Origin of the sequence: Acidiphilium rubrum (assembly GCF_900156265.1) — a bacterium.
GTDB classification, from domain to species: Bacteria; Pseudomonadota; Alphaproteobacteria; order Acetobacterales; family Acetobacteraceae; genus Acidiphilium; species Acidiphilium rubrum.
In genome coordinates, this window is sequence record NZ_FTNE01000049.1 from 1 (window position 1) to 11,972 (window position 11,972).

The 11,972-nt window shown below is 63.6% G+C and carries 11 protein-coding genes; 10 read left to right on the forward strand and 1 reads right to left on the reverse strand.

The genetic code is table 11. From position 1 onward, the window contains the following. The 4 genes from BW994_RS19455 to BW994_RS17970 all read left to right on the forward strand — a co-directional run. Window positions 1–160: transposase (locus BW994_RS19455; RefSeq protein WP_076454819.1), on the forward strand; the 160-nt coding region annotated here is incomplete at its 5' end. Between the two features lie 345 nt (window positions 161–505). Continuing rightward, window positions 506–919, forward strand: a complete 414-nt coding sequence (locus BW994_RS17960) for a hypothetical protein (RefSeq protein ID WP_076454821.1) — start codon at window positions 506–508, stop codon at window positions 917–919. A 54-nt stretch (window positions 920–973) separates the two neighbouring features. Beyond that, window positions 974–1,315 carry a hypothetical protein gene (locus tag BW994_RS17965; protein ID WP_029313335.1) on the forward strand — a complete coding sequence of 114 codons (342 nt, stop codon included), beginning with the start codon at window positions 974–976 and terminating at the stop codon, window positions 1,313–1,315. A 14-nt stretch (window positions 1,316–1,329) separates the two neighbouring features. Next, window positions 1,330–1,638 carry a hypothetical protein gene (locus BW994_RS17970; protein ID WP_029313334.1) on the forward strand — a complete coding sequence of 103 codons (309 nt, stop codon included), beginning with the start codon at window positions 1,330–1,332 and terminating at the stop codon, window positions 1,636–1,638. A gap of 12 nt (window positions 1,639–1,650) precedes the next feature. Here the strand turns inward: BW994_RS17970 and BW994_RS17975 are convergent, their stop codons facing one another. Next, window positions 1,651–2,154: a hypothetical protein gene (locus tag BW994_RS17975; RefSeq protein ID WP_139334216.1), complete on the reverse strand. Its 504-nt coding sequence runs from the start codon at window positions 2,152–2,154 to the stop codon at window positions 1,651–1,653. Window positions 2,155–2,468: 314 nt separating this feature from the next. On the opposite strand from BW994_RS17975, the gene BW994_RS17980 reads away from it, so the two are divergent. The 6 genes from BW994_RS17980 to BW994_RS18005 all read left to right on the forward strand — a co-directional run bounded on the left by BW994_RS17980 (window position 2,469) and on the right by BW994_RS18005 (window position 11,799). Then, a complete protein-coding gene (locus tag BW994_RS17980; RefSeq protein ID WP_029313332.1) occupies window positions 2,469–2,867 on the forward strand; it encodes a hypothetical protein in 399 nt (132 codons plus the stop codon). 10 nt (window positions 2,868–2,877) lie between these two features. Then, window positions 2,878–3,294 (forward strand): hypothetical protein, encoded by a 417-nt coding sequence (locus BW994_RS17985; RefSeq protein ID WP_029313331.1) that lies wholly within the window; start codon window positions 2,878–2,880, stop codon window positions 3,292–3,294. Then, window positions 3,269–3,604 (forward strand): hypothetical protein, encoded by a 336-nt coding sequence (locus BW994_RS17990; RefSeq protein WP_029313330.1) that lies wholly within the window; start codon window positions 3,269–3,271, stop codon window positions 3,602–3,604. Before BW994_RS17985 ends, BW994_RS17990 begins: the two co-directional genes overlap by 26 nt. A 138-nt stretch (window positions 3,605–3,742) precedes the next feature. Continuing rightward, on the forward strand, window positions 3,743–9,019 hold the full coding sequence (locus BW994_RS17995; protein WP_076454825.1) for a DEAD/DEAH box helicase family protein: 5,277 nt from the start codon (window positions 3,743–3,745) through the stop codon (window positions 9,017–9,019). A gap of 79 nt (window positions 9,020–9,098) precedes the next feature. After that, window positions 9,099–9,725 (forward strand): hypothetical protein, encoded by a 627-nt coding sequence (locus BW994_RS18000; protein ID WP_051657573.1) that lies wholly within the window; start codon window positions 9,099–9,101, stop codon window positions 9,723–9,725. A gap of 229 nt (window positions 9,726–9,954) precedes the next feature. Further along, window positions 9,955–11,799 carry a ParB N-terminal domain-containing protein gene (locus BW994_RS18005; protein WP_029313327.1) on the forward strand — a complete coding sequence of 615 codons (1,845 nt, stop codon included), beginning with the start codon at window positions 9,955–9,957 and terminating at the stop codon, window positions 11,797–11,799. Window positions 11,800–11,972 lie beyond the last annotated feature (173 nt).

An 11,972-nucleotide genomic window follows, 5' to 3' on the forward strand; every position in this document is an offset into this window, starting at 1 on the left:
GCGTGGTATCCAGTTCGATACCTTGCGGCTACGCCTGATCAAACTCGCCGTCCAGGTCGAGACATTGAAGAAATCAATTCGCCTGCATCTGCCGCGATCGATGCCGGATCAGGTCATTCTCCGCTACGCTCTGGCCAGACTGCCCAGGTTACTGGTCTGAGCCCAGGGGCGGTTGCCCCGACCGGTCCCGATCTCATCCAACTCCAGCGCCGACACATCGCCAAGCTCATCAAAACCAGCCCAGAGCGGCCGGTGAGTCGTCACGCGCCCACGACGTCAGGTTGCATAGCTAATTGTAGAAGAATTGAATGAAACGCCCTCATGAATAAATGCGGTTAGCGCGATCGATACCAACCTCACGACCCGAACCCGCGAGGCTTTCGTCTGGAACCCGATCATCGAATGGCCGATCGGGCAGGTCTGGCGGACTATCGCGGCGGCCGGCCTGACCCATGAAGCCTATGCGGTCTACGGTTCGACCCGCGTGTCGTGCGTGTTCTGTATCATGAGTTCGATCGGTGATATCCGGGCCGCCGCCTCCTGCCCGGAGAACCACGAAATCTATCGCGCCATGGTCGATCTCGAAGCCCGATCGACCTTTGCTTTTCAGGGAAGCCGCTGGCTGGCCGATACCGCGCCGCATCTGCTCGACGCCGATATGCGACGTGCGGTGACGCGGGCGCGGCTCGCTGCCCACGAGCGGATGCAATTGGAGGCACGGCTGCCCCGTCATCTGCTGTACGTCAAAGGCTGGCCGACCTCCGTGCCGTCCCATGAAGATGCCGAGCTGCTGGCAAGCATCCGCCGCAGGGTCAGCACTCTGCTCGGCATCGATGCTGACTATCTGACCGGCCCCGCCGTCCGCGACCGGTATGGCGACCTGATTGCCGCGAAGCCCGATCGGCCCGCCGGAACCTGACCACCACCGGCTTCAGGATCCACATCAACCCTCTGATCGAAAGGAACTCCGGCCATGACCTGCACCGATGACGACGACCTCGGCGTCTCTGACATCGAGAATCTCAAACCGCAGGTCCGAACACGTCGCCCCGCCAAAGGTCTGCCGCTGATAGGCGTGTGGGCAGAGATTCCGAAACCCCGCTCCGGTTACACAATCCGGTGCATGTTGGCCTGCGCCAATCTGGCGGGAGCGCAAGAGTACCTCTCGCGATTGGGTGCGAGCCTGGTCGAGAACCGGACCGCGATTACCTGGTCGGTCCGGGAGTTCCGAACCCGTCCGGTGAAGCGACCCCGGCCTGACCAGGCACCGCGGATCCGGATCACGGAGCAGAACACCATCGAAATCGGTTCCTGAGAGGAAATCCCGACATGGCAAAAATCGCAACCGACGTTGAACTCGCAGCCATCATCACCGGCATTGTGACAGACGCCCCGCAGCATGAGGAACCACGCTACCGAATGTTTCTCGACACGATCGCCGAAGCGATCGGTGCCTATCATTGCCTTGCCATCGGTGCGGTGACGACCCCGGCGGAGGATCTGCCGCAATGGACCGTGGCTTTCCGGGCCACGGTCGATACTGCGGACGATGGGGGGCCGTTCGCCCTGATCGATACCGACCTCGCGGTCAAGGAATGGCTTGCCGAAGGACGATCCGAAACCGAGGAAACCCGATAAGACGACGACGGCTCAGATCTTGACTTTACCCTGCTTGATGATCGGCTTTTTCCGCGGCTTTGCCTTGGTCACGGCATCCGTCGTGGTCTCTATTGCTGCTTCGGTCGCGGTCTCCGGCTCGACGGCGGTGACGGGGGATGCCGATGGGACTTCTTCCGGAGCCGGGACTGTTTCGCTGACCGATGGCGTCGCTCTCGACTTTTCCAATTCGGCCTGAAGAGTCTTGATCTCGCTGTGGGCCTGTTTCAGATCCTTGCGAACAGCCTTGTTTTTCATTGCCAAGGCGTTGTTTGCTGCCTCCAGCTGCTCGACCCGGTCACGCAACTCCTGGACTGACAACTTTGGTTTTGCCGCGACGATGATCGGCTTGGCCATCGTTTTCTGTGCCGCTTTCGAAGCGACTTTCATGGGAGCCTTCGCGGCCGCCATTTTCACTTTGGCAGGCGAAGCCTTTGCTTTTACAGCCGCCTGGCTTTTGGTCGCTGGCTTGGATGATCCTTTGATACCCCTGGGCATGCTCTATTCCTCTTGATGAAGTGGTGATCGGCGTAGCGCAAAACCAGAAAAATGAAAGAGGGCAGGGAACAACACCGAAAAGAGAATCGGCTACCGCACCCGCCTCGGCCGGCAAGGGGTAGGGCCTCGCCATGCTCACCGGCGCAAGCGCCGGTTGCGCGTGGCTGCGTTTCCCGCGGGTCGGGCGAAAGCGCCCGCCCCGCGCCCTTGCCTGCCGTCGGCGGGATGCGGTCGCGCGATGGGTAGATTCGAGAAATCCAGAGAACAACGAAGGATTTCGATCGGATCACACCCCATCGAAGGAGATCCCTCCCATGTCAGCCTGTCACGAAACATCACATGGCCATGCGCCATCCCAGCCGAGCGGCGCGGAACCCGAACGCTACCGGTTCTTCAGTATCAAGCTCCACCGCCTCATCTCCTACCGCGAGGATGGTGCCGTTTATGTCCGTGATGTGTGCTCGGATTGGGTACGCACTCGTGCGCCTGCCGATACCGATGCGATCAAGGCCGAGCGGTTCGAGCGGGCAGCACTGGCGATCACCAATCTCCCGGCCTGGGCCCGGTCGATCACCGACCTTCCCACGATGACCGAGATCGAGCGCTGGTCCACCGACAGCGTGGTCGAAGCCACAGATGGCGAGGAGGTCGAACCCGACGGCCATTCGTCCGACGGCGCGCCATCCTGGCTGCTCGCCCTCGGCATGATCTGAGGAGGCACCGATGAGCAATCCTTCCCAGCCGCGCAGCGGCAACCAGGCGTTCCTCGATGACCTCATCGCGCAGTCATGTGCGACCACAGGCGGCCACCTCTGGATCAACCCCTCGCAATGGACGCTCTACGTCAGTTGGGGGCGCAGCATCTCGGGCTATGACCTCGATGCGATGAAGGCCCGGGTGCTCGCAGCGGGAGGTGCCGTCATCGATGTTCGTCAGGCCGATCCAGATCAGGTGCTTCATCTGGCTTTCAACGGGCCGATGATCGCGGTCGGCGAGGAACCGCGTTTCATCATCTGCAAAGCCTTGTCCTACGAAAGACTGGAGACCGTTGCGGCCCACTATCGCCGCGCCGGCGCCGAGATCCACAACATCCCCGTACCGCAGGAGGCTGGCGATGACACGCTATCGCTCCCGACGTGAACGACTGATCAAGCAGCACGGACGGATCACCGACAAGTATCGGCTCCATGCCTGGTGGCTGCGCGGCGCGCTCGATCAAGTCACCGGCAAGCCGCTTCCGCCGCTGCACCCCGATCTCTCCGACGAATACGAGAACGGGGCGTGGTGCGTCCGTCACGGCTATATCCGGATCAACGACATCGAGCGGTTCAAACGCCTGATCGTCGAAACCGAACGTGGCCGGCCGTACCAGCGCGGCCGGTTCGCGCAGGAACACCCGGATCTGCTCGCAGCGATCGAACCCGCGAGCGCGATCCACCCGCCCGCCTGAAAAACCGCAGCGATCCGACCCGGTCCAGCCCGGACGTCGGCCCGATCGCCCGAACCTGACCTTTCCCATCAAGCCCACCGCAGAACGCCGTTCCAACCCGGAACGGCGTTCTTCGTTCGTTCCAGAGGATATCCTGCCATGCCGATCAATCCATTCGACCAGGGCGGCCAACTCGGTCTCGACCTGTTCGGCACCACCGCACTCACCCCAGCTGATCTCAACCCGGTCGGCCTGATCCGTATCCCGATGAAGGAGAACCCGGTGGACGACACCGACGAAGCCGACACGCCAGCAGGGCAGGGGAGTCGTTCGTCCCGGTCCGATGCCACACGTCGCGGGACGAACTTCCGGCTCGACGGTGCGCGCAACCTCGCGGCCGGGTGGAAAGCCCGCGCGCAGGACAATCTCGCCGCGATCCGCCTGTTGCAGCTGATCGAAACCCAGAACCGTCCGGCGACACCGGACGAACAGGCGCAGCTGATCAAGTTTTGCGCCTTCAGCAGCACCGAGTTGGCCCAAGGTGTGTTCCGTGCCGCAGGCTCGACCTTGCCTTCCACCGCAGGTGCGGATGCGGGTGAGGAGACGGCGGCGCAAGCGCATGGGGACGAGGGTTTCCGCGCCGGCTGGGCCGAGATCGGCCGCGATCTGGAAACCCTGGTCAGCCCACACGAACGCGCGGGATTGATGCGCGCCACCCAATACGCCCACTACACCCCGGAATTCATCATCCGGGCGCTCTGGAGCGCGGTGGCACGGCTCGGCTACGCCGGCGGGCGCGTCCTCGAACCCGGGTGCGGCACCGGCCTGTTCATCGCCCTCGCGCCCGAAGCCATCGCCGTGAACAGCCATTTCACCGGTATCGAGGCCGATCCAGTGACCGCCCGCATCACCCGCCTGTTGTTCCCCGAAAGCCAGATCAGACGGGAGGATTTCACCAAGGCGAAACTCATCGGAGATTTCGACCTCGCGATCGGCAACCCGCCGTTCTCCGACCGCACCCAGCGCCTGACGGAGATCACCCCTCCCACGGCGATGTCGCTGCATGATTATTTCATCGCGCGGTCGATCTACCATCTCCGCCCCGGCGGCCTCGCCGCCTTCGTGGTCAGCCGCTGGACCATGGACAAGATCGACGATACCGCGCGCAAGATCATTGCCGACAAAGCCGACCTGCTCGGCGCGGTGCGCCTGCCAGCCGGGGCAATGCGCGCCGATGCCGGCACCGATGTGGTGGTCGACCTGCTGGTCTTCCGCGCCCGCGCCGATGAAGAGATCCCCGGTCCGGTAAACTGGATCGGCACCGCCGAAGCCCTGCCCGCCACGGACGAGACCCCGGCGGTCGCGATCAACCGCTATTTCCTCGACCACCCCGCCCAGGTCCTCGGCACCCATGACCGTACCACCAGCCCCTACGGCCTGGTCTACAGCTGCAAGGGCGACACCGGCCCCGGCCTCGAAGCGGCGATCCATGCGGCGCTCGCCATCCTGCCGTCAGGGGTCCACACCCCCGACCCCGCCCGTTTCCGCAAGCCCGATGAACTCGGCGAGCCGGTCTACACCGGCCATGCCGCCGACGGCGCGACGATCCGCGAGGGCAGTTACCTCGTGATCCGCAACCGGCTGCATCAGGTGGTCGACGGCATCCCGACCGAGATCCCGGTCAAGCAGAAGAATTCCAAACGCGACGGCATCCCGCTGCTCTCGGCCCAGATCATCGACGGGTTGATCCCGATCCGCGATGCGGTCCGGGAGGTGCTGCGCGCCCAGGAAGCCGATCTGCCCTGGCAGCAGGCTCAACAGAAGCTCCGCCTGGTCTACGGCCGCTTCGTGCGGACCTATGGCGCGATCAACAGGACGCAGGTGGTCACGATCACCGATGAGGAGACCGGCAAGACCCGCGATATCGTCCGCCGACCCAATCTCGCCCCCTTCGCGGATGACCCCGATGTCTGGCTGGTTGCCTCGATCGAGGAGTACGACCTCGACAGCGACAAGGGCCGTCACGGTGCGATCTTCGACCGAAGGGTGATCCACCCGCCAGCAGAGCCGATGATCGAGACCGCGGCCGACGCGCTGACGGTCTGCCTGCACGATCGGGGCAGCGTCGATCCTGACTATATCGCCGAATTGCTCGGCACCACCGCCGAGACCGTCATCTCCCTTCTGCCCAACGCGATCTTCCTCAACCCGGAGACCCAACGCTGGGAAACCTCCGATGCCTATCTCTCCGGCCCGGTGCGGACCAAGCTCGCGATCGCCCGCGCGGCCGCCGTCGAAGACCCGCGCTTCGAGAGCAACGTCACCGCCCTCGAAGCAGCCCAGCCGGTCGATCTGAAACCCTCCGAGATCACCGCTCGCCTCGGTGCCACCTGGATCCCGACCAATGTGATCGAGCGCTTCTGCACGGAGATCATCGGTGTCACCACCCGGATCAACCACGTCCGCGAGGTCGGCAGCTGGACCCTGAACGTATCCGCCTTCGTCGGCGTCGGCGCCTGCACCACGGAATGGGGCACCGCACGCCGCCATGCCGGACATCTGCTCGACGATGCGCTGAACTCCCAGATCCCGCAGATCTGGGACACCTGGATGGAGGACGGCCGCGAGCGGCGCGAACTCAACGTGGTCGAGACCGAGGCCGCCAAGGAAAAGCTGAGCAAGATCAAGACCGCATTCCAGTCCTGGGTCTGGACCGACGCCGAACGGGCCGAGACGCTCTGCCGGATCTACAACGACCTCATGAACAATCTGGTGCCCCGTCACTTCGACGGCTCGCATCTGACCCTGCCGGGCGCGTCGAGCGTGATCAGCTTCTACCCCCACCAGAAACGGGTGATCTGGCGGATCATCGCCGATGGCGCGACCTACATCGCCCACGCGGTCGGCGCCGGCAAAACCTTCTCGATGGCCGCAGCGGTGATGGAGCAGAAACGCCTCGGTATGATCACCAAGGCGATGATGGTGGTCCCCGGTCACTGCCTCGCCCAGGCCAGCCGTGAGTTCCTGCAACTTTACCCGACCGCCCGCATTCTGGTCGCCGACGAGACGAACTTCGCGAAGGCGAAGCGCCAGCGCTTCCTCGCCCGCGCCGCGACGGGGGAATGGGACTGCATCATCATCACTCATTCCGCGTTCAAGTTCATCGCCGTCCCGGCCAGCTTCGAGCGGTCGATGCTCGAGGACCAGATTAGTGCGATGGAAGAGATCCTGACCACCGTGGACAGCGACGACCGGATCAGCCGCAAGCGGATCGAGCGGATCAAGGAGGGGTTCGAGGCACGGCTCGACGCTCTGGGTAGCGACAAGGACGATCTGCTGACGATCGGTGAGATCGGCATCGACCAGATCATCGTCGATGAAGCGCAGGAATTCCGCAAACTCAGCTTCCCGACCAACATGGCGACCCTGAAGGGCGTCGATCCGAACGGCTCGCAGCGGGCGTGGGATCTGTTCGTCAAAGCCCGGTTCGTCGACCAGAAGAACCCCGGTCGCGCCCTGCTGATGGCGAGCGGCACGCCGATCACCAACACAATGGGTGAACTCTACACGCTGCAGCGCTTCTTTGCCGAAGATATCCTGACCCGGATGGGCTTGCAGCATTTCGACGGCTGGGCGGCGAACTTCGGGGATGCGCGCACCGATCTCGAACTCCAGCCGTCGGGCCAATACAAGCCGGTCACCAGGTTCTCGGAATTCGTCAACGTGCCGGAACTGATCGACATCTTCCGCAGCTTCGCCGATGTCGTCCAGAAGGCCGATCTGCGCGAGTATCTGAAACTCCCTCGCATCGCCACCGGCAAGCGCCAGTTGGTCACGGTCGAACCCAGCACACATTTCCGGATGTACCAGCGCTTCCTCGATCACCGGATCAAGGAGATCGAGGCCCGCAAGGGTAAGCCGCAAAAGGGTGATGACATCCTGCTCTCGGTGATCACCGATGGCCGCCACGCCGCGATCGATCTGCGGCTGGTGACCCAGGGTGGCATGCCGGATCCCGACAGCAAGCTGAACGCCCTGATCGACAAGGTATTCGAGACCTGGCGCGACACGGCGGAGCGGCGATACCTCCAGCCTGACGGCGAAGAGTACCCCAATCACGGCGCGGGTCAGATGATCTTCTCCGATCTCGGCACGATGAACGTCGAGAAGACCCGTGGCTTCTCGGCTTATCGCTGGATCAGGGATCAACTGATCGAACGCGGCGTGCCCGCTGGACAGATCGCCTTCATGCAGGATTACCGCAAGGCGGCGGACAAGCAGCGGGTGGTCTCCGACTTCAACGCCGGGCGGGTGCGGATCCTGATCGGATCATCGCAGACCATGGGCACCGGCGTGAACGGCCAGAAGCGACTGGTGGCGTTGCACCATCTCGACGTGCCGTGGCTACCCTCGGACATCGAGCAGCGCGAGGGACGCATCGAGCGGCAGGGCAACCAGAACGAGGAGATCGCGATCTACGCCTATGCGACGCAGACCAGCATGGATGCGACAATGTGGCAAAACAACGAGCGCAAGCAGCGGTTCATCGAAGCCTCGCTGTCCGGTGATCGCACGATCCGCCGGCTGGAGGACGCCGGCAGTCAGTCCAACCAGTTCGCCATGGCCAAGGCGATCGCCTCGGGTGATCAGCGGCTGATGCAGAAGGCCGGGCTGGAAGCCGAGCTGGCCCGGCTCCGTCGCCTGAGTGACGCGCATATCGACGGGCAGATCTCGATCCGCCGAACGCTGAACGAGGCACGCTGGTCGATCGAGACCGCCACCAAACGGATCGCGGGTTTCGATCAGGATATCGCGCGGCGGATTGACACCACCGGCGATGCGTTTGCGATGACCATTGGCGAGACCCGGTTCACCGAGCGCAAGCATGCCGGATCGGCGCTGATCCGCACGATCATGGAAAGCGCGTGGGAGCAGAAGGAGGCGATCGCTGGCGAGATCGGCGGCTTCGAATTCAGCCTGCGGGTGATGCGCTCCAGGCAGGGCGGGATCGACGACGCGAAGGTGATCCTGCACCTGACAGACCAGCGCCTCACGATCGAAATGCCGGATGAGATGAACGCCCTCGGGGTGATCGCCCGCATCGAATCCGTGATCAACCGCCTCGAAATCCAGCGTGACCGAGCGCAGGAGGATCTGATCAACGCCGAGCACCGGATCAGCGAATACCAGTCGCGGCTCGGGGTGCCCTTCGAGCTGCAAGCAGAACTCGATGCCAAACGGGCGGAACTGGCCGCGATCGACAAGGCGTTGGCCGCCACGGAGAGCGAGGCCAACACCGGCGCTGGTCCGAACGCGAGCGGGGCAGGGGACCAACCCCCGGAATTCCCCGCCATGTTCGCACGACGTTCCTCTCTCGAGGACGATCCGACCGATGATGTCGGTACGGCTTCGTCTGGTGCCGATCAGGACGAATAAAGGAGGGGGAACGCCCCTCCTCCCAACCCTCCCATCCTTTTCCACCGACAAAGACACCGAGACCCGAAAGGAGATCACCATGCTCCCCACCGCGTTCGCCCGCGCGATCCGTCTGCCCCTGCTGACCCCAGAGCAATTCACCCCCACGAAATGGGATGACGCTCCGACCAAAGCGAAATTCGGCAATCATCTGCTCCGGTTCATCACGGAGGATTTCCCGGAGACCCTGTTCACACAGAAATTCTACCAACGCCTTTCGAACACTTTCGGCCATATCGCCTGCTATGACCGGCATGGTTTCTGGAGCGAATTCTTCATAAGCCGCACCGCGAAGATCGACTTCCTCGACCAGACGATCCGCCACCCCTGCTACGGTGACCCCGCCTGGACCTACAGCGACGTCGAGCAGGTCATCCGCGCCCGGTTGAAACAATCGGGCGTGATCGACTGGCACCGGCGATTGCTGGCGCAGGAGAGCGAGGCGCGCGAACGCGCCGAGTACGAGCGATTGGACCGGAAATTCTCCCCAAGACTGACTGACCGCAACATCTCCAATCCGGCGGACGCAAAAGCTACCGCGTGCGAGTGTTTTTCGGGGGAGATCACGCAGGCCGATCAGGTCTGTGCACAACCCCGTGTTCCACCGACCGGCCACAGCTCGCTCAAGACCCCGGTCGCCCAGCCGGACCTGTTCGCCGGTCTGTAGCCGGTAATCCGTTCCCGATCGCATGGTGCCGTTCCCGGCACCGCTACGCTCCATCGCCGCCTGCGCCACCCGGCCCCGCGTCGGCGCCGTACCGGCGCGCCGCAGGGCAGGGCGGCTCGCCGGCAATGGTGCCGGTCCCGTCCCCATGCGCCGCGGAAGTTACTTCCAGAAGAAACTGGAAGGGAAACCAAACCACACAAAACCCAACCCAACCACAATGGAGCTACCGATGGACCTGAGACAGGTTGATCCCAAGATACTCGTGCCCAACCCCGCCAACCCCCGCCGCGTCAAACCGGACGAGGCCTACGAGGCCCAGCTCTCGGCCAACATCCGCGAGATCGGCTTGATCCAGCCACCGATCGTGCGCGAGATCGACGGCAGACTGGTGATCAAGGCCGGTGATCGTCGCACCCGCGCCTGCATCGCAGCCGGGCTCGACACCATCCCGGTGCTGGTGCTCGACGGCGATGACGCCAATCACGACAGCATGCGCGCCTTCAGCGAGAACATCGTCCGCGCCGGCCTCGGCACGGTCGATATGTGGCGTGCCATCGAAGCGCTCTGCGGGGATGGCTGGACCGAGGACGGCATCGCCACCGCACTCGCTCTGCCGCCCCGCGTAATCAAGCGGCTCAAACTATGCGGTTCGATCCATCCCGCCATTCTCGATCAGATGGCCAAGGGGGATGAACCGAACGAGCGAGATCTGCGCACCATCGCCAGCGCCTCACGCGAGGATCAGGCGGAAGCCTGGAAGAAGCACAAGCCGAAGAAGACCGAGCGGGTCATGTGGTGGGACCTGGCGCGGGCGCTGACCAAAACCCGGTTCTTTGCCCGGGATGCCTCGTTCGATGCGAAGATTGCCACGGCGAACGGCATCATCTGGGAAGAGGATCTGTTCGGCCAGGACGGGGTGGACAATCGCTACACCACCCAGGCCGAGGCGTATCTCAACGCCCAGCACGAGTATCTGAGCAAGAAGCTGCCGAAAGGTCACGTGATCCTGCCGGTGAACGAGCATGGTGAACCGAAGCTGCCCGCCAAGGCGGTGAAGGTCTATGGCGAGAAGCCGGGGAAGGGTGAGACCGCCGGACGCTTCATCAATGAGCGTACCGGCAAGATCGAGACCGTGATGTACCGCCTGCCCGAACCCAAGCCGGTCGGGAAATCGAAGGCCAAGGGCAAGGCCGCGACCGCAGCCGGCGCCGGGGCAGGGGGTGTAACCGACGAAGCCAGAGATACCGGTGATACCGGCGAGATCGAGACCGAGGCTGAATTCGTGCAAGCGAGCTCTCGCCCGCCGGTCACCAAGGAAGGGCTCAAGATGATCGGCGACTTCCAGACCGATGCCCTGCATGAGGCCCTGGATAAAGTCGAAATCGACGATCACACCCTGATCGCCCTGCTCGTGCTCGCCTTCGCCGGCGACAATGTGCAGGTCCGCACCGGCGAGAAAATCGAACCCGGCCAAATCTACCGCCGGCGTAGCGCCATCGCCTATCCGCTGGTCTCCGGCGGTGTCCTGACCTTCGATCCAGAGACGATCCGGACTGGAGCGCGGGCGATGCTCAAGCATGCGCTCTGCCTGCGCGACGGTTTTGGGATGCAGTCCGGGCCGGTCGCACGCATCGCTGGCAACGAGATCGAGGCTGAACGGTTCCTGCCCAACATGGCCACGCAGGAGTTCCTCTCCTGCCTGTCCAAGCCCGAGATCGAGCGGATCGGCAGCGCGAGCGGCGTGCTGCCCCGCCAGACCGGCAAGGCGACCCGCGCCGCGGTGGTAGATCGGTTCAAGACAGAGCGGTTCATCTACCCCGGCGCGGCGTTTGCGCTGACGTCAGACGAAGCCGCGAAGCTCGCCGAAAGCCACGCCCGGCACAACGGCGATCCGAGTTCCGGCGACGATGATCCGAACGGCGCGGAGACAGAGCATGGTGCTGACGATGCATCTCCCGATGATGCTGATCCGGCCGACGGCGACGACGCTGCCAATCCGGAGGAGGATCTGTCCGAGCCGGCGGCACCGCCGCGCGGAATGCCGGCCGAATTCGAGCAGATCGCAGCGGAATAATCCGCACCCGCCCTCAAGCGATCGTGCCAGGCTGCAAAGCCTGGCACGAGGAGGACCCGATGGGACGACAGTGGCTAGCCGCATTTATTCATGAGGGCGTTTCATTCAATTCTTCTACAATTAGCTATGCAACCTGACGTCGTGGGCGCGTGACGACTCACCGGCCGCTCTGG